The organism is Enterobacter sp. SORGH_AS_0287, from assembly GCF_031453695.1.
Lineage (GTDB): Bacteria > Pseudomonadota > Gammaproteobacteria > Enterobacterales > Enterobacteriaceae > Enterobacter > Enterobacter ludwigii.
The window spans coordinates 3,529,529-3,556,032 of sequence record NZ_JAVIZW010000001.1; the positions used below are offsets into that span (position 1 = coordinate 3,529,529).

Annotated in this window: 25 protein-coding genes and 1 other annotated feature; of the genes, 10 read left to right on the plus strand and 15 right to left on the minus strand. The window is 55.9% G+C overall.

Going from position 1 to position 26,504, the window contains the following annotated elements:
* Positions 1-181 precede the first annotated feature (181 nt).
* A complete protein-coding gene (locus tag QE396_RS16745) occupies positions 182-928 on the plus strand; it encodes a GntR family transcriptional regulator (protein WP_014167973.1) in 747 nt (248 codons plus the stop codon).
* Here the strand turns inward: QE396_RS16745 and QE396_RS16750 are convergent.
* The 3 genes from QE396_RS16750 to ibpA form a co-directional block, all read right to left on the minus strand.
* On the minus strand, positions 896-2,557 hold the full coding sequence (locus QE396_RS16750; protein WP_020882744.1) for a putative transporter: 1,662 nt from the start codon (positions 2,555-2,557) through the stop codon (positions 896-898). The two genes, QE396_RS16745 and QE396_RS16750, sit on opposite strands and share 33 nt — an antisense overlap.
* Before the next feature lie 152 nt (positions 2,558-2,709).
* On the minus strand, positions 2,710-3,138 hold the full coding sequence (gene ibpB, locus QE396_RS16755) for a small heat shock chaperone IbpB (protein WP_025202652.1): 429 nt from the start codon (positions 3,136-3,138) through the stop codon (positions 2,710-2,712).
* A 136-nt stretch (positions 3,139-3,274) separates the two neighbouring features.
* Positions 3,275-3,685 carry a small heat shock chaperone IbpA gene (gene ibpA / locus QE396_RS16760; RefSeq protein ID WP_008500162.1) on the minus strand — a complete coding sequence of 137 codons (411 nt, stop codon included), beginning with the start codon at positions 3,683-3,685 and terminating at the stop codon, positions 3,275-3,277.
* Positions 3,679-3,751, minus strand: a sequence feature (ROSE (Repression Of Heat Shock gene Expression) occurs in the 5'-region of heat shock genes and acts as an RNA thermometer to modulate expression.). (Overlaps the previous gene by 7 nt.)
* 248 nt (positions 3,752-3,999) lie before the next feature.
* On the opposite strand from ibpA, the gene QE396_RS16765 reads away from it, so the two are divergent.
* Positions 4,000-4,317 carry a YceK/YidQ family lipoprotein gene (locus QE396_RS16765; RefSeq protein WP_025202651.1) on the plus strand — a complete coding sequence of 106 codons (318 nt, stop codon included), beginning with the start codon at positions 4,000-4,002 and terminating at the stop codon, positions 4,315-4,317.
* A 10-nt stretch (positions 4,318-4,327) separates the two neighbouring features.
* Here QE396_RS16765 and QE396_RS16770 read toward each other — a convergent pair whose 3' ends face one another.
* The 8 genes from QE396_RS16770 to QE396_RS16805 form a co-directional block, all read right to left on the minus strand.
* On the minus strand, positions 4,328-5,557 hold the full coding sequence (locus QE396_RS16770; RefSeq protein ID WP_309951808.1) for a DUF3748 domain-containing protein: 1,230 nt from the start codon (positions 5,555-5,557) through the stop codon (positions 4,328-4,330).
* 51 nt (positions 5,558-5,608) lie between these two features.
* On the minus strand, positions 5,609-6,946 hold the full coding sequence (locus QE396_RS16775; RefSeq protein WP_080271857.1) for an MFS transporter: 1,338 nt from the start codon (positions 6,944-6,946) through the stop codon (positions 5,609-5,611).
* Positions 6,947-7,018: 72 nt separating this feature from the next.
* Entirely contained in the window at positions 7,019-8,167 is a 1,149-nt protein-coding gene (dgoD, locus tag QE396_RS16780) for a galactonate dehydratase (protein ID WP_014167964.1), read from the minus strand.
* Positions 8,164-8,781 carry a 2-dehydro-3-deoxy-6-phosphogalactonate aldolase gene (locus QE396_RS16785; protein ID WP_309951812.1) on the minus strand — a complete coding sequence of 206 codons (618 nt, stop codon included), beginning with the start codon at positions 8,779-8,781 and terminating at the stop codon, positions 8,164-8,166. The genes dgoD and QE396_RS16785 overlap by 4 nt, the downstream gene beginning before the upstream one ends.
* Entirely contained in the window at positions 8,765-9,643 is an 879-nt protein-coding gene (locus QE396_RS16790) for a 2-dehydro-3-deoxygalactonokinase (RefSeq protein ID WP_014167962.1), read from the minus strand. The genes QE396_RS16785 and QE396_RS16790 overlap by 17 nt, the downstream gene beginning before the upstream one ends.
* Entirely contained in the window at positions 9,640-10,329 is a 690-nt protein-coding gene (gene dgoR, locus QE396_RS16795) for a D-galactonate utilization transcriptional regulator DgoR (RefSeq protein WP_006177594.1), read from the minus strand. Before dgoR ends, QE396_RS16790 begins: the two co-directional genes overlap by 4 nt.
* Before the next feature lie 226 nt (positions 10,330-10,555).
* Positions 10,556-11,368, minus strand: coding sequence for a sugar-phosphatase (yidA, locus tag QE396_RS16800; RefSeq protein ID WP_032679289.1), 813 nt, complete (start codon positions 11,366-11,368; stop codon positions 10,556-10,558).
* 113 nt (positions 11,369-11,481) lie between these two features.
* Complete coding sequence (locus QE396_RS16805; RefSeq protein WP_014167960.1) at positions 11,482-12,507, minus strand: NAD(P)-dependent alcohol dehydrogenase; 1,026 nt, start codon at positions 12,505-12,507, stop codon at positions 11,482-11,484.
* Between the two features lie 109 nt (positions 12,508-12,616).
* Here QE396_RS16805 and QE396_RS16810 point away from each other — a divergent pair, with 109 nt between their 5' ends.
* The gene (locus QE396_RS16810; RefSeq protein WP_020882752.1) at positions 12,617-13,564 is read left to right on the plus strand and encodes a LysR family transcriptional regulator; all 948 of its coding nucleotides are present in this window, start codon (positions 12,617-12,619) and stop codon (positions 13,562-13,564) included.
* 33 nt (positions 13,565-13,597) lie between these two features.
* Here the strand turns inward: QE396_RS16810 and gyrB are convergent, their stop codons facing one another.
* The 4 genes from gyrB to dnaA form a co-directional block, all read right to left on the minus strand.
* Complete coding sequence (gene gyrB / locus QE396_RS16815; protein WP_020882753.1) at positions 13,598-16,009, minus strand: DNA topoisomerase (ATP-hydrolyzing) subunit B; 2,412 nt, start codon at positions 16,007-16,009, stop codon at positions 13,598-13,600.
* Positions 16,010-16,037: 28 nt separating this feature from the next.
* Positions 16,038-17,111 (minus strand): DNA replication/repair protein RecF, encoded by a 1,074-nt coding sequence (gene recF, locus QE396_RS16820; protein WP_020882754.1) that lies wholly within the window; start codon positions 17,109-17,111, stop codon positions 16,038-16,040.
* 147 nt (positions 17,112-17,258) lie between these two features.
* Positions 17,259-18,359: a DNA polymerase III subunit beta gene (dnaN, locus tag QE396_RS16825; RefSeq protein WP_014167956.1), complete on the minus strand. Its 1,101-nt coding sequence runs from the start codon at positions 18,357-18,359 to the stop codon at positions 17,259-17,261.
* Positions 18,360-18,363: 4 nt separating this feature from the next.
* Positions 18,364-19,761 carry a chromosomal replication initiator protein DnaA gene (dnaA, locus tag QE396_RS16830; protein ID WP_020882755.1) on the minus strand — a complete coding sequence of 466 codons (1,398 nt, stop codon included), beginning with the start codon at positions 19,759-19,761 and terminating at the stop codon, positions 18,364-18,366.
* A gap of 600 nt (positions 19,762-20,361) precedes the next feature.
* Here dnaA and rpmH point away from each other — a divergent pair.
* From rpmH to yidZ, 7 genes are all read left to right on the plus strand, one after another.
* Positions 20,362-20,502 carry a 50S ribosomal protein L34 gene (gene rpmH / locus QE396_RS16835; RefSeq protein ID WP_000831330.1) on the plus strand — a complete coding sequence of 47 codons (141 nt, stop codon included), beginning with the start codon at positions 20,362-20,364 and terminating at the stop codon, positions 20,500-20,502.
* A 16-nt stretch (positions 20,503-20,518) separates the two neighbouring features.
* Positions 20,519-20,878 carry a ribonuclease P protein component gene (gene rnpA, locus QE396_RS16840; protein WP_014172301.1) on the plus strand — a complete coding sequence of 120 codons (360 nt, stop codon included), beginning with the start codon at positions 20,519-20,521 and terminating at the stop codon, positions 20,876-20,878.
* The gene (gene yidD / locus QE396_RS16845; protein WP_001307474.1) at positions 20,842-21,099 is read left to right on the plus strand and encodes a membrane protein insertion efficiency factor YidD; all 258 of its coding nucleotides are present in this window, start codon (positions 20,842-20,844) and stop codon (positions 21,097-21,099) included. The genes rnpA and yidD overlap by 37 nt, the downstream gene beginning before the upstream one ends.
* Positions 21,100-21,101: 2 nt before the next feature.
* The gene (gene yidC, locus QE396_RS16850; RefSeq protein WP_014172300.1) at positions 21,102-22,745 is read left to right on the plus strand and encodes a membrane protein insertase YidC; all 1,644 of its coding nucleotides are present in this window, start codon (positions 21,102-21,104) and stop codon (positions 22,743-22,745) included.
* Positions 22,746-22,817: 72 nt separating this feature from the next.
* On the plus strand, positions 22,818-24,182 hold the full coding sequence (gene mnmE, locus QE396_RS16855) for a tRNA uridine-5-carboxymethylaminomethyl(34) synthesis GTPase MnmE (RefSeq protein ID WP_014172299.1): 1,365 nt from the start codon (positions 22,818-22,820) through the stop codon (positions 24,180-24,182).
* 111 nt (positions 24,183-24,293) lie between these two features.
* Positions 24,294-25,469 carry an MFS transporter gene (locus QE396_RS16860; protein ID WP_020882757.1) on the plus strand — a complete coding sequence of 392 codons (1,176 nt, stop codon included), beginning with the start codon at positions 24,294-24,296 and terminating at the stop codon, positions 25,467-25,469.
* Positions 25,438-26,409, plus strand: a complete 972-nt coding sequence (gene yidZ, locus QE396_RS16865; protein ID WP_032679282.1) for an HTH-type transcriptional regulator YidZ — start codon at positions 25,438-25,440, stop codon at positions 26,407-26,409. Before QE396_RS16860 ends, yidZ begins: the two co-directional genes overlap by 32 nt.
* Positions 26,410-26,504 lie beyond the last annotated feature (95 nt).

Genomic DNA, 26,504 nt, shown 5'->3' on the forward strand with positions numbered 1-26,504 from the left:
TATGATTTTTTGCTGGGCCTGAAGTGAGCATAAGAATTTACCCATGGGCGAACATGACGTGCCGCTGCGATTCGTGATCGCATTCATGGTTTTATTTTGACCAGTCAGGTCTACTTTTCGTTGTTAATATGGACATGTCAGGACGCAAGCCACGCGTTAATACGGGCAGAGAGGTCTACTGATGATCTACAAATCTATCGCTGACAGGTTGCGGCTGCGGCTGAATTCGTCGGACTACAATATCGGGAGTCCGCTGCCGGGTGAGAAAGCGCTGGCGCAGGAGTTTGGCGTGGCGCGGATGACCATTCGGAAGGCGCTGGATCTGCTGGTGAACTGGGGGCTGGTTGAACGCCGACACGGTAGCGGGACATTCGTGGCGCGTAAAGATGTCCACCACGAAACCACCAATCTGACCGGGCTGGTGGAGGTGCTGCGCCAGCAGGGAAAAGAGGTGCAGAGCAAGGTGCTACAGTTCGAAGTGATGCCCGCCCCGCCCGCTATCGCCAGCCAGCTCCGCATTCAGGTGGATGAGCGTATCTACTTCTCGCGCCGGGTGCGTTATGTCGACGGAAAGCCCCTGATGCTGGAGGACAGCTTTATGCCCGTGAAGCTGTTCCGCACGCTTTCACTGGCACATCTGGAAGGGTCGAAGTTTGATTACATCGAGAAGGAGTGCGGAATAACCATCAGCGGCAACTACGAGAGCCTGACGCCGGTGCTGGCAGATAAACAGCTCGCCGGTTACCTGAACCTGCCGGAACAGACGCCGCTGCTGCGGATAACGTCTCTTTCCTACAGCGACAGCGGCGAATTTCTCAATTATTCCGTGATGTTCCGTAATACCCGTGATTACCAGGTGGACTACCATCTGCGGCGCATCCACCCGGACGATCTGCTAACTCATCCCCCAGAACAGCACCGCCAGTAGCTGCGGGGTAATAATGCGCAGGAACATCACCAGCGGGTAGACCGTGGCGTATGACAGCGCCGCCGCGCCGCTGGTGGCGTGCAGGTTGTTGGCAAAGGCCAGTGCGGGTGGGTCAGTCATTGATCCGGCGAGCATGCCGCAAAGCGTCAGATAGTTCATTTTGGCGAACATCCGCGCCAGGATCCCCATCGTCAGGAGCGGAATCGCCGTGATAAATATCCCGTAACCGACCCAGCTCATCCCCTCGCCCTTCACCAGGGTATCGATAAAATCGCCCCCGGATTTCAGGCCGACCACCGCCAGAAACAGCACAATCCCCAGCTCGCGCAGCGCCAGGTTGGCGCTCGGCGGCATAAACCAGTAGAGCTTACCGATACAGCCGATACGCCCGAGGATCAGCGCCATAATCAGCGGTCCCCCCGCCAGGCCCAGCTTGAGCGCGACCGGAAAACCCGGGACATACAGCGGAATGGAGCCAAGCAGCACCCCCAGCCCGATACCGATAAAGACCGGCAACATCTGCACCTGCTGCAGTTTTTGCTGGGCGTTACCCACCATGTCCGCTACCGCATCAATGGATGACGGGCGCCCAACCAGGTTCAGGATATCCCCGAACTGCAGGCTGGCTTCCGGGCTGGCGACCAGTTCCACCCCAGCACGGTTAAGACGGGAGATCACGACGTCATAGCGCTCTTTAACCTGCAAATCGCGTATTTTCTTGCCAAGCACGTGCTCGTTGGTCACCACGACGCGCTCTACACGCATATCGGTGCCGCGCGTGGAAAGCGAGGTCTCCACCTCCTGACCAATCACCAGCCGCGCGTTGTTTAAATCCCCGGGCTGTCCGACCAGGTGCAGCAGGTCACCCTGCTGAATAATGGTCCCGGGCGCAGGTACCATCAGCATATCGTCACGTTTAAGGCGTGAGCAGATAATATTGGCGCTGTTCAGGATCGGCACATCCTGAATCGCCATATTGTTGAGGTTGGGGTTATCGACGCGAATGTTGATAGTTTTGATCGGCATATGACCGTTGGTGAGCGTGGTTTCGTGGTCTTTTGCCTCGTTTTCGACGTTAATGCGAAAGAGTACCCGCACCAGCCACATGGAGAGCAGAATGCCGCAAATCCCAAACGGATAGGCCATGGCGTAGCTCATCCCCATCTGGTCGACAATACCGGGAGAGATGCCAAGATCGCGCAAAATTTGCTGCCCTGCACCCAGTGCAGGCGTATTGGTGACCGCCCCGGAGAAAATACCCAGCACCACCGGCAGCGGAATATCGAAGAGCTTATGCAGAATGGCGGTGACCAGCCCTCCCATCACCACAATGCCGAAGGCAAACAGGTTCAGCCGTAATCCGGAGACCCGAAGGGAAGCGAAAAAGCCAGGCCCCACCTGAATACCAATGGTGTAGACGAAGAGGATCAGACCGAATTCCTGGATGAAATGGAGCATTTCGGCGCTGAGCACCAGCCCAAGCTGGTCGGCAAAATGGCCAACAAAAATCCCGCCGAACAGCACCCCGCCTATCCCAAATCCGACGCCGCGGATTTTAACATTGCCAATCCACAGACCCACCACTGCGACCAGGGCCAACACGCTAACGGTTAACGCGATATCACTCATGATCCACTTCCTGTGCATAACCTTAGTTATGCTACGGATTCTCTCAGAGCCGCACGCGGTTGTATGGGCGATGGCGCACAAAAAAGCCCTGCCGGGGCAGGGCGTTATCTTTTCATCCTCTCCCTGTGGGAGAGGCAACAACCCGCAGAGGGTTAACTGTTCAGCGCAGGACGCTCGCTAATGGCGATACGCTGCGGTGCAATGGCTTCCGGCACGTTGCGGGTCAGGTCGATATGCAGCAGCCCGTTGGTAAATGTCGCGCCGGACACTTCCATATGGTCAGCCAGAGTAAAGCTCAGGCTAAACGGCTGATTAACCAGGCCCTGGTGCAGCCATTTGGTCTCGGTTTCTTGTTTTTCCGGCGTACCTTTCACGGTCAGGCGCGTGCCTTCGAGCTGAATATCCAGATCGTCCTGGCGGAACCCGGCCAGCGCAAGGGTAATGCGATAGTGGTTGTCATCGCTTTTTTCGATGTTGTACGGCGGAAACGTCTGTTGCTCGGTGGTGCTTTGCAGGGCATTAGCCAGTTTGTCAAAACCAATCCACTGACGCAGCAGGGGGGATAAATCGTAGTTACGCATACTAAATCTCCTTCTGAGAAGCGAGTTCGGCACAGTTTATTTTTGTGCGCAGTTGTTCCTGCAAATCCTCATGGATTCACATATGCTCCCATTACGGCAAGCAATTCTGGGTGGGCCGCTCGCGCGACCCGCATAATCAGTTGATCTCGATACGGCGCGGTTTTTTCTCTTCCGGAATCACACGTTCCAGTTCGATAAACAGCAGGCCGTTGACCAGGTTCGCGCCTTTCACGTGAATGTTCTCGGCTAACTGGAACTTGCGTTCAAAGTTGCGCTCGGCGATACCCTGATAAAGGTAGGTACGTTCTTTCTGCTCAGCCGTATGTGAACCTTTCACCACCAGCAGGTTGTCCTGCGCGGTGATCTCCAGTTCGTTCTCTGCAAAACCGGCGACGGCAATGGCGATGCGGTAGTGGTTTTCATCCACCAGTTCAACATTGTATGGAGGGTAGCCGTTGCTCTGGCTTTGGTTATTTTCTAAATGGTTAAACAGGCGGTCAAAACCAATTGCAGAACGGTATAGCGGGGAAAGATCGAAGTTACGCATAAATAAAAGCTCCTGAAATCAGCGAGAAATTGTAGCCTTCCACCATGGACAGGCCAGTGTGCCCCTGAACACCCCTCAGGCGTGTTCGTTATCGGGTTACATTCTTAAAATGGGTCTGGAACCGGTCTTTTCAAGCGCAGCGGACGCACTTTTTTTTGCACTTTCGTGCATCTCGCTTAGACTGGGACAACAGCACAAAGGGTTAAATTGCGATGGCTGCCACAGTGCGGGGTTATCGGGCTATCCATTTTGAACGAGGCTCGCTATAACCCTGAGTTGCAGGTTTATGCAGTGCCATTAACGATGACTGAGTGATGATGAAAAATGTTCTGATAAAGCTGACGACGTTCAGCGGGGTTGTTTTACTTTGCGGGTGTTCGAGCGTGATGTCTCACACCGGCGGTAAAGAAGGAACATATCCGGGGACGCGTGCCAGCGCTGAGATGATCTCCGATGACGATACCAACTGGGGCACAAAATCCCTGGTCATCCTGGATATGCCGTTTACGGCTGTGGCCGATACGCTTTTGCTGCCGTGGGATATGTTCCGTAAGGACAGCTCCGTGCGCTCGCGGGTAGAGAAAAGCGAGCAGCAAAATCTGGCCACCAATTCCGTCATTCCACCCGCTTAACGCCAACGCGTTAACGCTGCCCGGTTTCCGTTAGCCAAAGCTGACGGAAACCTTCTGTCTCTTCCATCCATGCAATAAAACGCCCGTCCGGGGAAAACACGACCGCATCACCAGACGGTGGATTGCCGTGATCGGACGTCAAAAACGTCACCTCTCCGGTTTGCGCATCACAGCAGGCAATCCGCTCTTCCAGCACAAATCCAAGACGTTGACCGGCTGGGTGCCAGGTAAATGCCGACTGAATGTCACTTTCGTTATGCGTCAACTGGCGTGGTTCGCCGCCTTCTGGAGCGATAAGCCACAGCTGCACAATGCCCTTATCATCACGCATCAGAAACGCAATCTGCGTCCCCTGCGGGTTACAGCGTACCCAGTGACGCGGCACGTTTACCAGCCCCGGGAATGCCCGCTGGTGGGTAAAGGTCAGCCGGCGCTGCATGACACCCGCCGGGGGCGCAGGCAGCGTCTCAGGAGTCCCCTGCAGCGGCGCATCGCCCGCGCGTTTCCATCCCTGCTCGTCGTTGGGCAGATCCACAATAAACAGTTCTGGCACTTTCTCGCCTGTCGCAGACACGGTATCGCCGATAAACGCCAGCCTGTCATTGCCCACCCAGCCCTCTTCATAGGCTCGGTTGATCTCATCGCTGCCGGGCTGAGGCGCGGGCGTCGTGCGGCTCACCAGCACGCTCCAGAAGGTGCCGGAATATTCACGTGGATGCGTCCCCTGCGGCATCACCGGGCCAAAAGGTACTGCGACGCCGACATTACGTAAATCGAGCTTCGGGTCACGCTCATGCAATACATGGTCGTTGTAGGTAAAGCTCACGAACTGTCCGTCAGGGCTAAAAACGTGCACGTGGCTGCCGCCACGCAGCGCGCCTGCGGTATAAGGCGGCGTGATATCCATGGCATCCAGGTTACTCACCTGACCGTTGTGTACAACCACGCCCTGACGATGATGAAAATCGTAGTGCCAGTCTGCATCCGGGTTTTCCGGGCCGTGGATAAAGACATATTTGTCCTGCTGCGGATGAACGGTCACCACGCCAACATGCGCGCCGTGACTGGTGCGATAGATCACCTCGACGTCACCCGTAATAACATTGACCCGCTCAATAGTTTCACCGGTAAACGATGCGCCGGACGGACGCACATCGTAGGCCAGCCACTGGCTGTCCGGCGTCCAGGTATTGATATTGGTAAGCTGGTGATGACGGGAGGCGAAGGTGATTTGTTTCATGGCGTTACCCTGATGCGCAGTTATCGCATCAGGGTAAAACATTGCGGGGAATTAGCCTACACGTTTGACGTCACCCACCAGCAGGATGTAGGAGAGCGCACCGAGCAAGGCCACTGCGGAGATATAGATCAGTGCCGGGCCAAAGCCATAGTCCTGAGCCAGATAACCGATGACCAGCGGAACCGTGATCCCCCCCAGTCCACCGACAAAGTTGAACACGCCCCCGGTCAGACCAATCAGGCGCATCGGGGCCAGCGAGGAGACCAGCGACCAGGTTATGGAGGCAAAACCGTTACCGAAGAACGCAATCGCCATCAGCGTCATAATCCAGACCGGATCGTTGGTGTAGTTTGCACCCATGATGCAGGTGGAGATCAGCAGCCCGCAGATAATAGGCGTTTTACGCGCGACACCCAGCGAGAACCCTTTTTTCACCAGCCTGTCCGCCAGCCAGCCGGAAAGCAGCACACCAAAGAAGGCCGCCAGGAACGGTACGGTGGTCATAAAGCCCGCCTTCAGCGCGGTGATGCCTTTTTCCTGGGTCAGATAGTTCGGGAACCAGGTCAGGAAGAACCACAGCGTGGAGGTCACCGCGAACTGCCCCAGATAAACCCCCACCAGCTTGCGATGGAAAACCAGCTTCCAGTCGGCTTTGGTCAGCGGCTGACGCGCCTCTTTTTTCACCGGCGCATCGCCATCCACCAGGCCGCCACCGTCGCGGATATAGTCCAGTTCAGCTTTGCTGATACTTTTGGTGAGACGCGGCGGTTGATAGACCTTGAACCAGATCAACGACCAGATAATGCCGATCCCCCCGGTCACAATAAAGACCCAGTGCCAGCTCAGCAGTTCCTGGATCCAGATCAGCAGCGGCGTCAGGAATGCCAGGCCGACAAACTGCCCGGAGGTGTAGAACCCAACGGCCGAGGCGCGTTCATGCTCCGGGAACCAGCTGGTCACCATGCGGTTATTGGTCGGAAACGCCGGGGCTTCGAAAATCCCGGTGATCGCACGCAGGCCAATCAGCGACATCAGCCCGGTGGCAAAGCCCTGGAACAGGGTCGCCACCGACCAGCCGAAGATGGCAATGAAATAGGTCAGGCGCGAGCCGACGCGGTCAAGGAACCAGCCGCCGGGGATCTGGCACAGCGTATACAGCCAGGCAAACGCCGAAAAGACGTAGCCCATTTCCGCTTTGCTGATCCCAAACTCCTCCTGAATATGGGCTGAAGCCACGGCAAGGTTGGCGCGGTCAACGTAACAGATGACCACAGTAATAAAGATCATGACCAGCGTCAGGTAGCGCCGACGCCCGGTTTTTGCAGCAGTAACAGGAATATCCATCGCAATCTGTCTCCAGATTTTGGGCATAGCGAAGCCGCTCACCATGCCCTGTAATTTACAGAGGGTGTGTTTGTTATTGTTGAAATTACTTTTTAGTGGCGATGTGCTTTGGCTGAATTACCACTCAGCGACAGAGCCATCTTCATGACGCCATAACGGGTTGCGCCAGTCCGGCGCGTTTTTACTCAGCTCAATGACTTTGGCTTCGTCGATATCCACGCCAAGGCCCGGCTTCGTTAACGGTTTAAAGAAACCGCCTTCCATGCTGAAATCATCTTTGTTTTTCACAAAGTCGAGCAGTTCCGCGCCCTTGTTATAGTGAATGCCCATGCTCTGTTCCTGGAACACCGCGTTGCGCGAGACAAAGTCGACGTGCAGACAGGCTGCCAGTGCGATCGGCCCCAGCGGACAATGCGGTGCCAGCGCCACGTCGTAGGCTTCCGCCATCCCGGCGATTTTGTAGCATTCCGTGATGCCGCCGGCATGCGACAGATCCGGCTGCAATATCGCCAGGCCGCCAGCTTCCAGCACGCGTTTGAACTCGAAGCGCGAGAACATGCGCTCACCGGCGGCAATCGGGATATGCGTCTGTGCGGCCAGTTTCGGGTAGTACTCCGCCTGCTCGGCCAACACCGGCTCTTCGATAAACAGCGGACGGTACGGCTCCAGCTCTTTAATCAGCACTTTGGCCATCGGCGCGCTGACGCGACCGTGGAAGTCCAGGCCAAACTCAATCTCGTTGCCGAACGCTTCACGGATCTGCGCCACGGTATTTACCGCGCGGTCTACCGCCCGTGCGTTGTCGATGACGCCCATCTCTTCGCAGCCGTTCAGTTTAAAGGTGTCAAAACCAATATTGCGCAACTGCCTGATACCGTCGATCACTTCCGCGGGACGGTCGCCGCCCACCCAGCTGTAGGCTTTGATTTTGTCGCGCACCAGGCCGCCCATCAGCTGCCAGACCGGGGCATTCAGCACTTTGCCTTTGATATCCCATAACGCCTGGTCGATACCGGCGATGGCGCTCATCAGAACCGGTCCGCCCCGGTAGAAACCCGCGCGGTACATCACCTGCCACAGGTCGTTGATGCGGGCAGGATCTTGTCCTGTCAGGTACTCGCCCAGCTCATGCACCGCCGCTTCCACGGTACGCGCACGCCCTTCAATGACCGGTTCGCCCCAGCCGACCACGCCTTCATCGGTTTCGATTTTCAGGAACAGCCAACGCGGCGGTAAACGGTACGTGGTGAGTTTGGTTATTTTCATTTCACTGCCTCTCGATACGCTTTCACAAATGCGGCCGCCTGCTGTGCGGTACGTTCGACGGATTGCCCGGCGCGATAGAGATCGCTGCCCAGACCCGCTCCGACACAACCTGCGTTGATCCACTGCGCCAGGTTTTCTGGCGTCACGCCCCCCACGGCAAAGACCGGTACGCTGGCGGGCAATACCGCTTTCAGCGCGCTGATATAGGCCGGACCAAAAGCCGATGACGGGAAAATTTTGAGCGACTGCGCGCCCGCATCGAGAGCCGCGAACGCTTCTGTTGCCGTTGCGCATCCCGGGCAGACGGTCATGCCGTAGCCCACTGCGCGACGGATCACCTCAGGGTGAATATTCGGCGTCACAATCAGCCTGCAGCCCATCAGCGCAAGCTGGTCCACCTGCTCCGGTTGCAGAACGGTGCCAGCGCCAATCAACGCCTTATCACCAAACGCGTCCACGACCGCCGGGATGCTCTTTTCCCACTGTGGGGAATTAAGCGGTATTTCCACGGCGTCAAAACCGGCGTCGATCGCCGCACCTACGTGCGCTAATACCTCGTCGGGCGTGACGCCGCGCAGGATAGCGATGAGGGGAAGATTAGTTTGCCACTGCATGAGCGATGCTCCTTATTCCTGCCTGAAATGCCGTGTCGCCTTCTACCGCAGCCACGTCCCGCCCGATGGCATTGAACGCCTGGCGGTAGCGAGAGGTCAGCGATGAACCCGCGACGAGGGTGATGGTCTGTTGCCCGGCGAACTGCTCGCTCAGGCTGGCGACTTCCGCGCCAATCAACAGGCCCGATAAAAATTCGCTGACCTGCGTACGGGGAAGCGTGCCCAGTACATGCGAAGCGCGAACTTCAAAAAGTTGCGGCAAAACGGCAGGGCTGGCGATACCCCGCTCCAGCCCGGCGGCAAAGGCCTCGGGCGAAGCGTCCTGCTCCGGCAACCCCGCGCCCACCAGCGAGTGCGTCAGCAGCAAGTGGTGCAGCTCACCGGTCATCACGGTGCGAAAATCGTGGATGTGCTCAGCGTCGGCCTGCACCCATTTACAGTGCGTGCCGGGCATGACGTAGACAGAAGAAGGAGAGAGCGTGCGCGCGCCAAGGAGCTGGGTCTCTTCGCCGCGCATCACATTGTGGTTATCGTTCCGGGAAACGCATAATCCTGGAATAATCCAGATATTGTCACCAACGGACGTTAACTGCTCGCCAATGGCAGCGAACGCGGCAGGGACGGGCAGATAAGGCGCAACCTTCCAGCCCACGTTACTGCCCACCATGCCCGCCATGACCACCGGCGTGGCGCCCTCGCGCCAGTTGTGTGTCACCTCTGCTAACACCGCCTCGGGGGATTTACCGTTCAGGCGCGTCACGCCTGCTTCTGATTGCCTGCTTTCCAGGCACTGCTCGCCCTGATACAGCCAGGCGCGCAGATTGGTCGATCCCCAGTCAATAGCGATGTAGCGAGATGTCATGTGATTTCCTTCAACCTTCGTGTCGAGCTGGCGATCATCGTAAGTGCCGCCTGCTCTGCCGCGTCGCCGTCCTGATGCCGGATAGCATCGAACAGCGCTTTATGTTCCTGGAGCGTTTTTGGCATGTTGGCCTCATCGCCCATCCAGGTTCGTTCAAATACCGCGCGCTGTAGCGAGCTGATGGCAACGCTAAGCTGCTGTAATACCGGGTTATGAACCGACTGCAGCACCGCTTCGTGATAGCGGATGTCCGCTTCGTTGAACGCATCCCGGTTCTGGTTATTGGCAATCATGTCGTTCAGGGCGGACTCAATCTGAGCCAGGTCTCCTGACGTTGCACGTTCCGCAGCCCAACGGGCGATGGCCGGCTCTACCAGGTTTCGTACCTCACTCATCGCGCCAATCAGCCTTGGGTCGTAGTCGTTTTCCAGCACCCACTGCAGGACATCGGTGTCGAGGTAGTTCCACTGATTACGCGGGGCGACAAAGGCGCCGCGGTAGCGTTTCATTTCAATCAGCCGCTTTGCCATGAGCGAGCGAAACACTTCCCGAATGATGTTGCGCGAGGTTTCAAACTCCTCACACAGCTCTGCCTCAGCAGGCAGCGGTGAACCGGGAACGTACTTTCCACCCACGATCTGGGTGCCCAGCGTGATGACGATGCGATCGGTTTTATTGAGAGTCATGGAGAGTCCTTATGCTCTGTATGTTCAGGACTACTTTACCTCGACCGCTGAATTTCGCCTCACTTTTGCAGTACAAACGTGACACCTTTCGTCATTACCGTGGCTGTAATGTAGTACAATCAATTAATGTTGTACTACAATCAAGATCACAAAAAGAACAATTCGATAAATTCAGCGCAAAAAAAAGCCCCGGTTGATAACCGAGGCTGATGAGCGTGAAACGCTGTTACTGCAGAACAAATTTCTCGATCGCGTAGGCAACGCCGTCTTCGAGGTTAGATTTGGTCACGAAATTGGCCACGTCTTTCACCGACGGGATCGCATTGTCCATTGCCACACCCATGCCCGCATATTCAATCATCGCAATGTCGTTTTCCTGATCGCCCAGCGCCATGATCTCGTCCGGTTTGATGCCCAGCGTATCTGCCAGCGATTTCACACCGGTGCCTTTATTGACACGTTTATCCAGGATTTCGAGGAAGTACGGCGCACTTTTCAGCACGGTGTATTTCTCTTTTACCTCAGCCGGAATGCGCGCAATCGCTTTATCCAGGATGTCAGGCTCATCAATCATCATCACTTTCAGGAACTGGGTGCTCGGATCCATTTTCTCAGCTTCGCAGAACACCAGTGGGATCGTCGCGACATAGGATTCATGTACGGTGTAATAGCTGATATCACGGTTAGCGGTATAGAGCGTATTGCGATCGAGCGCGTGGAAATGGGAACCGACCTCGCGGGACAGTTTTTCCAGGAACAGGTAATCGTCATAGTTCAGCGCGGTTTGCGCTACCGTGCTGCCATCCGCCGCCTTCTGTACCAGCGCACCGTTATAGGTAATGCAGTAATCGCCCGGCTGATTCATGTGCAGCTCTTTCAGGTAGCTGTGCACGCCCGCATACGGACGACCGGTGGTCAGTACCACATTCACGCCTTTTGCGCGCGCAGCGGCAATCGCGTTTTTAACGGCTGGAGAAATAGTGTGGTCTGGCAGCAACAGCGTGCCGTCCATGTCGATAGCAATAAGTTTGATAGCCATAGGGTCCCCGGGATAAATGAGTGCTGCCTCATGCTAACGCGATTAAGCCCACAAAAATAGAGCTACATTGCGCAACAAAAGCCCCCTTTTACGCCTGTCCCGGGGATCACGGCTTACTCGCGGGTGAGGACTATTTTGCCAAAAGCACCGCGGTCGAGGTGTACAAGCGCCTCTTCAAGCTGGTTAAAACGGTAGCGGTGTTCAATCACCGGTTTCAGCCCCGTGACATCGACTGCGCGGACAAAATCTTCCAGCGCACGGCGGTGCCCGACGCCAATCCCCTGAATCACCGGTGATTTCAGCAAGAGTTCGCTGGCAGGCAGCGAGATTTCACTCCCGGCCAACACGCCAATGACGGATATGCGCCCGTGAACGGCAACGGCCCGCAGGGAATGTCTCAGGTTCTCCCCGCCAACGGTTTCAATAATATGGTCGATACCGCGATCCTGCGTCAGCGCGTAAATCTCGTCAGCCCAGTTCCCTTTAAGCCGGTTGATGCCCCGATCGGCACCGAGCGTTTTAGCCAGCGCCAGTTTTTCATCACTGCCCGACGTCACAAAAACTTCTGCACCGTGTGCTTTGGCGATTTGCAACGCGAAGATTGCGACACCGCCTGTGCCTTGCACCAGCACCGACTGTCCGGCACGTAACTGTCCGCGCTCCACCAGCGCAAACCATGCGGTAAGCCCCGCGCAGGGTAAGGTGCTGGCCTCTGCGTCATCCAGCGTTTCCGGGGCGGCCACCAGCCAGTTTTCACGCATGATCACGTATTCAGACAGCATCCCCTGAAAATAACCGCCCAGCGTCTGGTAGGGCAAATTGCGGGCGTCGCCTTTCGGTTTACCGTCAACCCACTCCGGAGAGAAGGTGGAGATGACGCGAGCTCCGGGTTTAAAGCGGGTAACGCCTTCACCCGTACTGTCCACCACGCCTGCCATGTCAGATGCCGGAGTAAACGGGAAGGTGAGCGCGATCGGCATGTTGCCTTCAATGACCATTTTATCGCGATAGTTGAGCGCAACAGCGTTCACCCGCACGCGCACTTCACCCGGGCCCGGCTGGGGAACAGGCGCCTGAGTGAGTCTGAGGTTTTCACGCCCAAGGGCGTCCATTGACCAGCGTTGCATCATCTCTGTCATCTTTTTCTCCTGTTATCAAATGCACTTCAGTACTGACAGTCTAACGTTGACTCATGGTCGCCAGTGGCGATACCTTTTCCCACTATTGATTCCTGAAGAGCAACAATCCATGACCGATACGCTGAAGGATATTCCCGTTTTTGTCGCCGCCGTAGAGGCAGGCAGTTTTGCTCAGGCCGCAGTGCGTTTGCATTTGTCGCGCTCGGCGGTAGGGAAAAGCGTTGCTCGCCTTGAAGCGCGGCTGGGAGTACGCCTGTTTCAGCGCACAACGCGTAGCCAAAGCCTGACCGATAACGGTGCCCTTTTTTATGAACGTTGCCTGCGAGCACTCCAGGAAATCCGTGGCGCGGAGTCGCTGCTGGAAACAGGGAAACATCAGGTGAGTGGCCGTCTGCGTGTTGCCATGCCGGTGCTGTTTGGTCGCCAGTGCATCGCCCCGCTGCTGATAGCCTTGACGCAGGAGCATCCTGCCCTTGAGCTGGAAATGTCATTCAGCGATCGCGTAGTGGATATCGTCGAGGAAGGGTTTGATATGGCGGTGCGAAACGGCGCACTGCCGGACAGCACCATGCTGGTCGCCAGACGCCTGGGGGAACACCGAATGGTGCTGTGCGCCGCGCCGGAATACCTGAGGAATAACGGCCAGCCTGAAACCGTTGGCGATTTACGCCAGCATAAGGCCATTAACTACCTGCGTGCCGGCAGGGTGTTACCGTGGGAACTGGCGGACCACGAAGGCACGCAGCACACCCTAATTCCCCGCTCATCCCTCAATATGGACGATCTGCAGGCTATCTGCGACGCAGCGCTGGCCGGGCATGGTATTGCATGGTTACCCTGCTGGATGGTGCGCAAAGAGCTGCAGAATGGAGGGCTCATCCCACTCTTAAAACAGGCGCCGGATGTGCGTTTCGACGTTCACGCGGTCTGGCAGCAGACGCCGCATCTGCCCCTGCGAGTCAGGATTGCGGTCGACATGCTGGTCAGCCGGTTACCGTCAGTCCTGTCGCTGGAACTGGATGCTGATAATTCTGCGCCCACAAAAAAGCCGCGCTAAACGCGCGGCCTCTGACTTGCGGTGTAACCACTCTTAAATATCGATATTCGCCGCTTTCAGGGCGTTCTCTTCGATAAAGGCACGACGTGGTTCAACCGCATCGCCCATCAGGGTTGTGAACAGCTGATCGGCTGCAATCGCGTCTTTAACGGTCACGCGCAGCATACGACGGCTTTCCGGATCCATGGTGGTTTCCCACAGCTGATCCGGGTTCATTTCACCCAGACCTTTATAACGCTGAATAGACAGACCACGACGGGACTCTTTCACCAGCCATTCCAGCGCCTGCTCGAAGCTTGCTACCGGCTGACGACGTTCACCACGTTCGATAAACGCATCGTCTTCGATAAGACCACGGAGCTTCTCACCCAGCGTACAGATACGGCGATATTCCGGACCGGTCACAAACTCGTGCTCCAGGGGGTAATCGGTATCAACGCCGTGAGTACGCACGCGCACAATCGGTTCGAACTGCTGCTGAGCGTTCTGCTGGACATCAAACTTCCACTGGCTGCCGTGCTGCTCTTTCTCGTTCAGCTCGGTTACCAGGGTGTTCACCCAGCGGGTCACAACCTGTTCATCGCTCAGATCGGCTTCCGTCAGGGTTGGCTGATAAATCAGCGCCTTCAGCAGCGATTTAGGATAACGACGCTCCATACGACCAATCATTTTCTGCGCCGCGTTAAACTCGGACACCAGACGCTCCAGCGGCTCACCGGCCAGTGCAGGAGCGTGAGAGTTCGCATGCAGGGTCGCACCATCAAGCGCGATCGCGATTTGGTACTGATCCATCGCTTCGTCGTCTTTGATGTACTGTTCCTGTTTGCCTTTCTTCACTTTGTACAGCGGTGGCTGTGCAATGTAGACGTGGCCACGTTCAACAATTTCTGGCATCTGACGATAGAAGAAGGTCAACAGCAGCGTACGGATGTGCGAGCCGTCGACGTCCGCATCGGTCATGATGATGATGCTGTGGTAGCGCAGTTTGTCCGGGTTGTACTCGTCACGGCCGATGCCGCAACCGAGCGCGGTGATCAGCGTTGCCACTTCCTGAGAAGAGAGCATCTTGTCGAAACGGGCCTTCTCTACGTTGAGGATTTTACCCTTCAGCGGCAGGATAGCCTGATTCTTACGGTTACGGCCCTGCTTCGCAGATCCGCCCGCGGAGTCCCCTTCCACGAGGTACAGTTCGGACAGCGCCGGGTCGCGTTCCTGGCAGTCAGCCAGTTTGCCTGGCAGGCCAGCTAAATCCAGCGCGCCTTTACGACGGGTCATTTCACGAGCTTTACGCGCCGCTTCACGGGCACGTGCCGCATCGATAATTTTGCCAACCACGATTTTCGCGTCTGACGGGTTTTCCAGCAGGTATTCGCTCAGCAGTTCGTTCATCTGCTGTTCAACCGCCGATTTCACCTCAGAAGAGACCAGCTTGTCTTTAGTCTGAGAGGAGAACTTCGGATCCGGCACCTTCACGGAGACAACCGCAATCAGGCCTTCACGGGCATCGTCACCGGTGGCGCTGACTTTCGCTTTTTTGCTGTAGCCTTCTTTGTCCATGTAGGCATTCAGGGTACGAGTCATTGCCGCACGGAAGCCCGCAAGGTGAGTACCGCCGTCACGCTGTGGAATGTTGTTGGTGAAGCAGTAGATATTTTCCTGGAAACCATCGTTCCACTGCAGCGCCACTTCCACGCCAATACCGTCTTTTTCGGTAGAGAAGTAGAAGATATTCGGGTGAATGGGCGTTTTGTTCTTGTTCAGATACTCAACGAACGCCCGGATACCGCCTTCGTAGTGGAAGTGGTCTTCTCTGTTGTCGCGTTTGTCACGCAGACGAATCGAGACGCCGGAGTTCAGGAACGACAGTTCACGCAGGCGTTTCGCCAGAATCTCATATTCGAACTCGGTAACGTTGGTGAACGTTTCAAGGCTCGGCCAGAAACGCACCATGGTACCGGTTTTGTCGGTGTCACCCGTAACAGCCAGCGGTGCCTGCGGCACGCCGTGCGTATACAGCTGACGGTGAATTTTGCCTTCGCGCTGGATAACCAGCTCCAGTTTCTGCGACAGGGCGTTAACCACGGACACACCTACACCGTGCAGACCGCCGGAAACTTTATAGGAGTTATCATCGAACTTACCGCCTGCGTGCAGAACGGTCATGATAACTTCCGCAGCCGATACGCCCTCTTCCGGGTGAATACCGGTTGGGATGCCACGACCGTCATCGGTGACGGAGACGGAGTTGTCCGCATGGATCGTGACCACGATGTCTTTACAGTGACCCGCGAGCGCTTCGTCGATAGCGTTATCTACCACCTCGAATACCATGTGGTGCAGACCGGTGCCGTCATCCGTGTCGCCGATATACATACCCGGGCGCTTACGCACCGCATCCAGTCCTTTCAGGACTTTGATACTGGAGGAGTCATAAGAATTCGACATCAACGTTTCTCGCTCATTTCAACTTGGGTTAATCCGTTATTTTACCCTTTTCCACGGTAAACATCTTCGAATTTTCGTCCGACATGTCTATAACGTGTTCAGCGCTAATCGCACTGACGAAAACCTGTGACTGCGTGGCTTTTAAGCGGCTGGCAAGCAGCCCGCGCCGCGCGTCGTCAAGTTCCGAGGCAAAATCATCTATCAGGTACAGGCAGCGTCGCCCGCTCTCGCGGGTCAAAAACTCTCCCTGCGCCAGGCGCAGCGCGCACATCAAAAGCTTGAGCTGCCCACGCGACAGCGTGTCTTCCACCGGCGCACCGTCGGCACGAATGCGGAAATCCGCCTTGTGCGGGCCATGTGCGGTGTAGGTCAGCATGCGGTCGCGCTCGAAATTTCTCTCTAACACTTCGGCATAATCTGTCTCTTTCTCCCAGCCGCGCTGGAAGGAGAAGGTGAGAGAGAATTCAGGTAAAAACTGTTTGCAGGTGTCGGCCATATCGTCGGCGATACCCGCGCTGTATTCGGCACGCCAGCAGCTGATTTGTTCCGCAAGGGGAATTAATTCCTTGTCCCACGGGCGCAGCTGGGCGTAGCGTGTCATCTGGCGCAGTGCAGCGTTACGCTGCTTAAGCAGGCGCTTCAGGTTGCTCCAGGCGTTAAAGAAACCGGCTTCGTTGTGAAAGCATCCCCAGTCAAGGAAGGCTCTTCTGTATTTGGGGCCGCCATTGAGTAAAGTAAACCCCTCCGGCGTAATCAGCTGCATCGGCATCAGCAGCGCGAGCTCAGCCACTTTGTGGCCGTCAGTACCGTCGATACGAACCTTGCTGTCGCCCTGCTTGTCTTTGGTCAGACCGATGGCCGTTTCACGCTCCTCGCCCTGCAAACGCCCGTGCAGAACAAAGGCTTCCTGTTCGTGGCGAATGACGCGGCCAATTTGCAGACTGCGAAACGCCCGTCCGTGGCCGAGCGTGTAGATGGCCTCAAGCACGCTGGTTTTGCCGCTGCCGTTCGCGCCAACCAGGAAATTAAAGCCAGGGGATAAAGCGAGATCCGCGTTTTCGATATTGCGGAAATCTTTAATTAAAAGGCGCGTCAGTGACATATCTGGATTTCTTCGGGCCAGGGCGTAATCGGCTCAGCCCGTTTCAACGCGGACTGCACGCAGACCCTGGCGCGTACACGAAGTGCGAGACAGGGGCGAGCACAGCCCGGGTTGAAAAAGGCAAGTAAGATAGCCCGATAGCGTTCACTACAGCCTCATCGGCATGACAACGTAAGCCGCACTTTGGCTGGCCGCATCTTCAATCTGTACACTCGAAACGGAGTCGGTCAGCAGAATGCGAACGTTCTCGCATTTAAGCGCGTTCAGCACATCCAGCACATAGCTGACGTTAAAGCCGATTTCCATCTCAGTCCCGGCATAGGTGACGTCCAGAATCTCTTCTGCCTCTTCCTGCTCCGGGTTGTTGGCGGTGATTTTGATCTGATTTTCGCTCACATACAGACGCACCCCGCGGAATTTCTCGTTAGAGAGAATCGCAGCGCGGGCAAAGGCCTGCTTGAGGCTGTCGCAACCGGCTTCCAGCGTTTTGTCCGGGTTCTTCGGCAATACGCGGCGATAATCGGGGAAACGACCGTCAACCAGCTTCGATGTGAAGACAAAATCACCCACGTGAGCACGGATGTTATTGCTGCCGATCTGCACGCGCAGTGGCGTATCACCACCGTCGAGCATACGCATCAGCTCAATCACCCCTTTACGCGGTACGATCACCGAATGGTTTGGCAGCGAGTCGCCAATGGGCATGGAACAGACTGCCAGTCGGTGACCGTCGGTAGCCACGGTACGCAGCTCTTCACCTTCGGTTTCGAACAGCATGCCGTTTAAGTAGTAACGAACGTCCTGATGCGCCATTGAGAACTGCGTGGCTTCAATCAGACGCTTCATCGTTGCCTGCGGCAGGGTGAATTCAACTTCACTCTGCCAGTCGTCCAGGTTCGGGAAGTCCGCGGCAGGCAGCGTCGAGAGCGAGAAACGGCTACGGCCAGAGCGCACCAGCATACGGTCGCCTTCCAGCTGCACGGCAATTTCAGCGCCTTCCGGCAGCCCGCGGCAGATATCAAAGAATTTACGTGCCGGAACAGTGGTCGCGCCCGCTTCATGCGGCTGAGACAGCGTAACGCGCGCGATCATTTCCATTTCCAGATCTGTGCCGGTCAGCGACAGCGTACCGTCCGCGACCTGAAGCAGCAGGTTTCCGAGAATTGGCAGCGTTGGGCGGCCACCTAATGGGCCACTCACCTGTTGCAGCGGTTTTAATAAATGTTCACGTTCAACGGTAAATTTCATAGCGTCACGATGATAATGTTCTGATTAAATTGGAAAAATCTTCTTTTATGTCGTGGCTTTCTTCGCGTAACTGCTCAATCTTACGACAAGCGTGCAGCACGGTCGTATGGTCACGGCCACCAAACGCATCGCCGATCTCCGGCAGACTGTGGTTGGTTAACTCCTTTGCCAGCGCCATCGCCATCTGACGCGGACGCGCCACCGAGCGGGAACGACGTTTAGACAGCAAATCTGCCACTTTGATTTTGTAGTACTCGGCCACCGTCTTTTGAATATTGTCGATAGTGACCAATTTTTCCTGCAGTGCCAGCAAATCGCGCAGCGCTTCACGCACAAAATCGATGGTGATCGCACGGCCGGTGAAGTTGGCATTGGCAATCACGCGGTTCAGTGCCCCTTCAAGTTCACGGACGTTGGAGCGCAGACGCTTGGCAATAAAGAACGCCACTTCACCCGGCAGGCGAATGTCGTTTTCATCGGCTTTCTTCATCAGGATCGCGACGCGGGTTTCCAGTTCCGGTGGCTCGATCGCCACGGTCAGGCCCCAGCCAAAACGGGATTTCAGACGATCTTCAACGCCGTTGATCTCTTTTGGATAACGATCCGACGTCAAAATGATCTGCTGATTACCTTCCAGCAGCGCATTAAAGGTGTGGAAAAACTCTTCCTGGGATCGTTCTTTGTTGGCAAAGAACTGGATGTCATCGATAAGCAGTGCGTCAACAGAACGGTAGTAGCGTTTAAACTCTTCGATCGCATTGTTTTGCAGGGCTTTTACCATGTCCTGAACGAAGCGCTCGGAGTGCATATACACCACTTTCGCATTTGGCTTACGCGCCATAATGCCGTTGCCTACCGCATGCAGAAGGTGCGTTTTACCCAACCCCGTGCCGCCATAAAGGAACAGCGGGTTGTAGGCACCACCGGGGTTATCTGCAACCTGGCGTGCCGCCGCGCGCGCCAGCTGGTTCGATTTACCTTCAACGAAGTTATCGAACGTGTGTTTAACATTGACGTTAGAACGGTAGGTTTGCTCTGCCGGAGCAGGCACGTTGTCCCAGCCCGAACGGGTCGCCGGAAGGGCGCGCGGTGCCGGAGCGGGGGCTGCCTGAGCAGGTATTGCCACATTTACCGTTTCACGCACGGTCTGCGTGACCGGTTTTGTTCCCACTTCAAAGCGTAGCTGTGGCGCATCGGATCCGCAGAAATCATTCAGCAGTCCATTGATGTTATTAAGGTACTTGTCCCTTACCCAATCGAGCACAAAACGGTTTGGCGCATACAAAGCCAGCGTGTTATCGCTCAGTTCCGCCTGCAAGGGGCGGATCCACATACTGAATTCTGTGGCTGGTAACTCATCCTGCAATCGGGCAAGACACTGCTGCCAAAGCGAAAGTGACACGGCGGACTCCACTCGAACAATAAAAGAAAACTATTGAATATTCATGATTGTTGGCGCACATCGACATGACCCTGTGCAAAAGGGTGATGTGCGAACCGCTATCTGCGGTTATACCCGACCAGGATCGCTGGATCCCGATCGGGACCGCGGATCATAGCCTAAACTGAGCCAGAGATCTTCTGTTTCTCACAGATTCTTCCCGATTTATCCACAGGAAGATCGGAAACCGGGTAAGTGTAAACGATCCTGGGGTGAGTACCCTACGATTTAGCCCGCATATTGGAAAAATTAATGAGCACAGACAATTTCTTGCTTAAATGATCTAACGAAGATCCGGGACGATCCTTGCGCTTTGTTTGGGAGGCCGTATAATCCTCGACCCGGCGCGTGGTGCTCATCTTCCTGCGTCGTCCGTTGCTCATTTTCCACGCGAAAACGTGCGGAAATACGCGGGAAATAAGGAAAGAGAATTGACTCCGGAGTGTACAATTATTACAATCCGGCCTCTTTAATCACCCACGCTGAGGCGTTAGTCGTTCGAAACTCGTTCGGGTATACGCAAAAGTCAGTGAATTTATTCAAGTTTAGGTAGAAATCGCCATGAAACGCACTTTTCAACCGTCTGTACTGAAGCGCAACCGTTCTCACGGCTTCCGTGCTCGTATGGCTACTAAAAATGGTCGTCAGGTTCTGGCACGTCGTCGTGCTAAAGGCCGCGCTCGTCTGACCGTTTCCAAGTAATAAAGCTAACCCCTGAGTGGTTAAGCTAGCATTTCCCAGGGAGTTACGTTTGTTAACTCCCACTCATTTCACTTTCGTCTTCCAGCAGCCACAACGGGCTGGCACGCCGCAAATCACCATCCTCGGCCGCCTGAATTCGCTGGGGCATCCCCGCATCGGTCTTACTGTCGCCAAGAAAAACGTTAAGCGTGCGCATGAACGCAATCGGATTAAACGTCTGACGCGTGAAAGCTTCCGTTTACGTCAACACGAACTGCCTTCAATGGATTTCGTGGTGGTGGCTAAAAAAGGGGTTGCCGACCTCGATAACCGTGCTCTCTCGGAAGCGTTGGAAAAATTATGGCGCCGCCATTGTCGCCTGGCTCGCGGGTCCTGATAGCCCTCATTCGGGTCTATCAACGCCTGATTAGTCCGCTACTCGGGCCGCACTGCCGTTTCACGCCAACATGCTCAAGCTACGGAATTGAGGCATTGCGCAGGTTTGGAGTGATAAAAGGCAGTTGGTTGACGGTGAAACGCGTATTAAAATGCCACCCTTTACACCCAGGTGGAGACGATCCCGTCCCGCCAGGACCCTTTGATACCAGAGAACACTAACGATGGATTCGCAACGCAATCTTCTTATCATCGCTTTGTTGTTCGTGTCTTTCATGATCTGGCAGGCATGGGAGCAGGATAAAAATCCTCAACCCCAGCAGCAGACCACGCAGACTACGACCACCGCAGCGGGTAGCGCCGCCGACCAGGGCGTACCGGCCAGTGGCCAGGGGAAACAGATTACGGTTAAGACCGATGTGCTTGAGCTGACTATCAACACCCGTGGTGGTGATGTTGAGCAGGCGCTGCTGTTGACCTACCCAAAAGAGCTGAAGTCTAACGAACCGTTCCAGTTACTGGAAACCACGCCTGAGTTTATCTACCAGGCCCAGAGCGGCCTGACCGGTCGTGATGGCCCGGATAACCCGGCTAACGGTGCGCGTCCACTGTACAACGTCGAGAAAGAGACTTTCGTACTGGCTGATGGTCAGAATGAAATCGCTATCCCGATGACCTACACCGACGCCGCGGGCAACACCTTCACCAAAACCTTCACCCTTAAACGCGGTGAATATGCGGTGAACGTGGGCTACAGCGTTCAGAACACCGGTGCGAAACCGCTGGAACTGTCGACCTTTGGTCAGCTGAAGCAGTCCATCAATCTGCCGTCTCACCGTGACACCGGAAGCAGCAACTTTGCGCTGCATACCTTCCGTGGCGCGGCGTACTCTACGCCTGATGCGAAGTACGAGAAATACAAATTCGACACCATTGCCGATAACGAAAACCTGAACGTCAGCGCTAAAGGCGGTTGGGTGGCAATGCTGCAGCAGTATTTCGCCACTGCGTGGGTGCCAACGAACGACGGTACTAACAACTTCTATACCGCGAACCTGGGTAACGGTCTTGCAGCCATTGGCTACAAATCTCAGCCGGTTCTGGTACAGCCGGGTCAAACCGGTAAGCTGGCAAGCACCCTGTGGGTCGGTCCGGAAATCCAGGACAAAATGGCTGCCGTTGCGCCGCACCTGGATCTGACCGTGGACTACGGCTGGTTGTGGTTCATCTCTCAGCCGCTGTTTAAGCTGCTGAAGTTCATCCACAGCTTCCTGGGTAACTGGGGCTTCTCCATCATCGTTATCACCTTCATCGTACGTGGCATCATGTACCCGCTGACTAAAGCGCAGTACACCTCCATGGCGAAGATGCGTATGCTGCAGCCGAAGATTCAGGCAATGCGTGAGCGTCTGGGCGATGACAAACAGCGTCAGAGCCAGGAGATGATGGCCCTGTATAAAGCAGAGAAAGTGAACCCACTGGGTGGTTGCTTCCCACTGCTGATTCAGATGCCAATCTTCCTTGCGCTGTACTACATGCTGATGGGTTCCGTTGAGCTGCGCCACGCGCCGTTCGCCCTGTGGATCCATGACCTGTCTGCACAGGACCCGTACTACATCCTGCCGATCCTGATGGGCGTAACGATGTTCTTCATCCAGAAGATGTCGCCGACCACCGTGACCGACCCGATGCAGCAGAAGATCATGACCTTTATGCCGGTCATCTTCACCGTGTTCTTCCTGTGGTTCCCGTCAGGTCTGGTGCTGTACTATATCGTCAGCAACCTGGTGACCATTATCCAGCAGCAGCTGATTTACCGTGGTCTGGAAAAACGTGGCCTGCATAGCCGCGAAAAGAAAAAGTCCTGATTCGGTAAGTTAACGCTAAAATAAGGGCGGTCGATTGACCGCCTTTTTTATTTGTATTGAACGAGACCAACCATGAGCCATAACGACACTATCGTCGCCCAGGCAACCCCACCGGGACGCGGTGGTGTAGGCATTCTGCGTATCTCCGGCCTGAAGGCCCGCGAGGTCGCCGAAGCGGTGCTGGGTAAGCTGCCAAAGCCGCGCTACGCTGATTATCTGCCGTTTAAAGACACTGACGGCACGCCGCTGGACCAGGGCATTGCGCTGTGGTTCCCGGGCCCGAACTCCTTTACCGGAGAAGACGTGCTGGAGCTGCAGGGCCACGGTGGCCCGGTCATCCTCGACCTGCTGTTAAAACGCATTCTGACGCTGCCGGGCCTGCGCATTGCAAAGCCAGGTGAGTTCTCCGAGCGTGCCTTCCTGAACGACAAGCTCGACCTCGCACAGGCAGAAGCAATTGCTGACCTGATCGACGCCAGCTCCGAGCAGGCAGCCCGCTCCGCACTGAACTCGCTTCAGGGCGCATTCTCGGCGCGCGTGAATCATCTTGTGGAAGCACTTACTCACCTGCGCATCTATGTCGAAGCGGCTATCGATTTCCCGGATGAGGAGATCGACTTCCTCTCTGACGGTAAAATTGAAGCTCAGCTCAATAGCGTGATGGCCGATCTCGACGCGGTGCGTGCCGAAGCACGTCAGGGTAGCCTGCTGCGCGAGGGGATGAAGGTCGTGATTGCGGGCCGCCCTAACGCCGGTAAATCGAGCCTGCTCAACGCCCTGGCGGGCCGTGAAGCGGCGATCGTCACCGACATCGCCGGTACCACCCGCGACGTGCTGCGTGAGCATATTCATATCGACGGTATGCCGCTGCACATCATCGACACGGCAGGTCTTCGCGACGCCAGTGACGAAGTAGAGCGCATCGGTATCGAACGTGCCTGGCAAGAGATTGAGCAGGCTGACCGTGTGCTGTTTATGGTGGACGGTACCACGACCGATGCCGTTGATCCGGCGGACATCTGGCCAGACTTTATTGCCCGCCTGCCGGCAAAACTGCCGATCACCGTGGTGCGTAACAAAGCGGATGTAACCGGCGAAACGCTGGGTATCAGTGAAGTGAATGGCCACTCACTTATTCGCCTGTCGGCCCGTACCGGTGAAGGCGTTGACGACCTGCGCAACCATCTCAAACAGAGCATGGGCTTTGATACCAGTATGGAAGGCGGCTTCCTTGCGCGCCGTCGTCACCTTCAGGCGCTGGAAGACGCGGCACGCCACCTCGATCAGGGGAAAGCGCAGCTGCTTGGCGCATGGGCGGGTGAACTGCTGGCGGAAGAGCTGCGTCTGGCGCAGCAAAATCTGAGTGAGATAACCGGCGAATTTACCTCGGACGATCTGCTGGGACGGATTTTCTCGAGCTTCTGTATCGGCAAGTAATTACCGCTGATTAAGGGTGATTTCCTCCCGGGAAATCACCTTTGTCCAAATGGCAACTCGCCTAATCCCTTTTATCCCCCTATTCTGCTTGCCTGCATCTATGGGGGGTTTATGGCTCGTTTTCTGTTTTGTAGTTTTGCGCTGGTTCTGCTCTATCCGTCGGGTATTGATATGTATCTGGTGGGGCTGCCGCACATTGCCCGCGATCTGGGTGCCAGCGAGGCGCAGCTGCATATTGCGTTTTCGGCCTATCTCGCCGGGATGGCATCATCGATGGTATTTGCCGGGAAAATCGCGGACAAAGCGGGTCGTCAGCCCGTGGCCATTACCTGTGCCATCATCTTCGCGCTGGCGTCAATGCTCTGCTCCCTGGCCCAGGACAGTACCCTGTTCCTGACAGGACGCTTTATCCAGGGAATAGGTGCCGGTGGCTGTTATGTGGTGGCCTTCGCCATCCTGCGCGATACCTTAAGCGCCCAGCGCCGTGCCAAAGTGCTTTCCATGCTCAACGGTATTACCTGCATCATTCCGGTGATGGCGCCGGTGGTGGGCTATCTGATCATGCTGAAATTTCCGTGGCAGAGCCTGTTCTGGACGATGGCGGCCATGGGTGCGCTGGTCTTTATCCTCTCGATCACGGTGCTGAAAGAGACCCATCCAGGCTCGCAAAACGCAGGCCATACGGCAACCCTTCATCCGGCCGAGACGCTGCTAAACCGCTTTTTCCTGAGTCGCCTGGCCATTACCACACTGAGCGTGGCGGTGATCCTGACGTATGTAAACGTTTCCCCGGTGTTGCTGATGGAGACCATGGGGTTTGATCGCGGTGAGTATTCCACCGTGATGGCACTTACCGCGATGGTCAGTATGGCCGTCTCGTTCTCGACGCCGTTCGCACTGAATATCTTCCGTCAGCGCACACTCATGCTAACCTCTCAGGTGCTGTTCCTCGCTGCGGGGGGGATTCTGGCGACCACCAGCACACATGCGCTGATGCTGGTAGGGATTACGCTGATTTGCGCCGGCTTCTCCGTCGGCTTTGGCGTGGCGATGAGTCAGGCGCTTGGCCCGTTCTCGCTGCGCGCGGGTGTGGCAAGCTCGGTGCTGGGTATTGCGCAGGTCTGCGGTTCGTCGCTGTGGATATGGCTGGCGGCGGTCATCGGCCTTAATGCGCTCAATATGCTGATCGGGATTCTGATTGGTTGTAGCATGCTCTGCATCACCTTACTTATGGTCATCCAGCCCGCGGCCCATTATGAAGAAGCCAATCAGCAGTCTCGATCTTAACCTGTTGTTGTGTCTGCAGCTTTTGCTGCAGGAGCGCAGCGTAACCAAAGCCGCGAAACGGATGAACGTAACCCCGTCCGCGGTAAGTAAATCGCTGGCGAAACTGCGCGACTGGTTTGACGATCCGCTGTTTGTGAAAACACCGTTAGGCCTGCTGCCGACACCGCTGACGATGAGCCTGGAGCAGGATCTGGCCGACTGGATGCAGATTGGCAATCAGATCCTCGATAAATTCCATCATGACTCCCCGGGCGGGCTGACGTTCGTGCTGGCCGCGGAAACGCCTCTGATGTTGATCCGTTTTAATGCCCTGCTCGAGCAGGTCAATCAGCGCTATCCACAGGCCAGGGTAAAGATGCGCCACTGGGATTACGACTCGGTGGATGCCATTACGCGCGGAGAAGTCGATCTTGGCTTCACGGGCCGTGAAACGCATCCGCGCTCCCGCGAGCTGTTGAAGCTGATGCCGTGGTTTATCGACTACGAAATTCTGTTCAGCGACCGCCCCTGCGTCTATTTGCGCGAAGATCATCCGGCTCTTCAGGAAGAGTGGAACCTGGAGACTTTCCTGCGCTATCCGCATATCAGCATCTTCTGGGAGCGCAGCGACACCTGGGCGCTTGATGAGGTGCTCAGAGAGATGGGACGTGAGCGTAATATCGCCATGAGCCTGCCCGGTTTCGAACAGTCGATGTTTATGGCGGCGCAGCCAGGCCATAACTACATCGCCACGGCGCCACACTACTGCCATCACTATAATCAACTCCACCAGCGTAAGCTGATCGCCCTGCCCATTCCCATTGATGAAGCCCAGGCTGAAAAACTGACCGTTCCTTTCACGCTGATCTGGCATAAACGAAACAGCCATAATCCGAAAATCCTCTGGCTCCGTGAGACAATCAAAGCGCTATATGCCGCTCCAGCGCTTATTTTTGCCTAAGAAAATGTAAAGTTGGGTGCTCAGGCTTCTCTTACTCCCATTTACTGATTAAAACAGAAGGCAAGTTAAGCGATAATCATGTAACCGTTTAACCG

Coding starts and splice junctions, on each gene's coding strand:
- dgoD (WP_014167964.1), bottom strand. CDS start 8,167: ATGAAAATAACCAAACTCACCACGTACCGTTTACCGCCGCGTTGGCTG.
- dgoR (WP_006177594.1), bottom strand. CDS start 10,329: ATGACTCTCAATAAAACCGATCGCATCGTCATCACGCTGGGCACCCAG.
- QE396_RS16765 (WP_025202651.1), top strand. CDS start 4,000: ATGATGAAAAATGTTCTGATAAAGCTGACGACGTTCAGCGGGGTTGTT.
- QE396_RS16805 (WP_014167960.1), bottom strand. CDS start 12,507: ATGACAGAGATGATGCAACGCTGGTCAATGGACGCCCTTGGGCGTGAA.
- QE396_RS16790 (WP_014167962.1), bottom strand. CDS start 9,643: ATGACATCTCGCTACATCGCTATTGACTGGGGATCGACCAATCTGCGC.
- QE396_RS16750 (WP_020882744.1), bottom strand. CDS start 2,557: ATGAGTGATATCGCGTTAACCGTTAGCGTGTTGGCCCTGGTCGCAGTG.
- ibpB (WP_025202652.1), bottom strand. CDS start 3,138: ATGCGTAACTACGATTTATCCCCCCTGCTGCGTCAGTGGATTGGTTTT.
- rpmH (WP_000831330.1), top strand. CDS start 20,362: ATGAAACGCACTTTTCAACCGTCTGTACTGAAGCGCAACCGTTCTCAC.
- QE396_RS16860 (WP_020882757.1), top strand. CDS start 24,294: ATGGCTCGTTTTCTGTTTTGTAGTTTTGCGCTGGTTCTGCTCTATCCG.
- mnmE (WP_014172299.1), top strand. CDS start 22,818: ATGAGCCATAACGACACTATCGTCGCCCAGGCAACCCCACCGGGACGC.
- recF (WP_020882754.1), bottom strand. CDS start 17,111: ATGTCACTGACGCGCCTTTTAATTAAAGATTTCCGCAATATCGAAAAC.
- dnaN (WP_014167956.1), bottom strand. CDS start 18,359: ATGAAATTTACCGTTGAACGTGAACATTTATTAAAACCGCTGCAACAG.
- QE396_RS16785 (WP_309951812.1), bottom strand. CDS start 8,781: ATGCAGTGGCAAACTAATCTTCCCCTCATCGCTATCCTGCGCGGCGTC.
- QE396_RS16775 (WP_080271857.1), bottom strand. CDS start 6,946: ATGGTGAGCGGCTTCGCTATGCCCAAAATCTGGAGACAGATTGCGATG.
- QE396_RS16810 (WP_020882752.1), top strand. CDS start 12,617: ATGACCGATACGCTGAAGGATATTCCCGTTTTTGTCGCCGCCGTAGAG.
- QE396_RS16770 (WP_309951808.1), bottom strand. CDS start 5,557: ATGAAACAAATCACCTTCGCCTCCCGTCATCACCAGCTTACCAATATC.
- yidA (WP_032679289.1), bottom strand. CDS start 11,368: ATGGCTATCAAACTTATTGCTATCGACATGGACGGCACGCTGTTGCTG.
- QE396_RS16745 (WP_014167973.1), top strand. CDS start 182: ATGATCTACAAATCTATCGCTGACAGGTTGCGGCTGCGGCTGAATTCG.
- yidD (WP_001307474.1), top strand. CDS start 20,842: ATGGCGCCGCCATTGTCGCCTGGCTCGCGGGTCCTGATAGCCCTCATT.
- ibpA (WP_008500162.1), bottom strand. CDS start 3,685: ATGCGTAACTTCGATCTTTCCCCGCTATACCGTTCTGCAATTGGTTTT.
- yidC (WP_014172300.1), top strand. CDS start 21,102: ATGGATTCGCAACGCAATCTTCTTATCATCGCTTTGTTGTTCGTGTCT.
- yidZ (WP_032679282.1), top strand. CDS start 25,438: ATGAAGAAGCCAATCAGCAGTCTCGATCTTAACCTGTTGTTGTGTCTG.
- gyrB (WP_020882753.1), bottom strand. CDS start 16,009: ATGTCGAATTCTTATGACTCCTCCAGTATCAAAGTCCTGAAAGGACTG.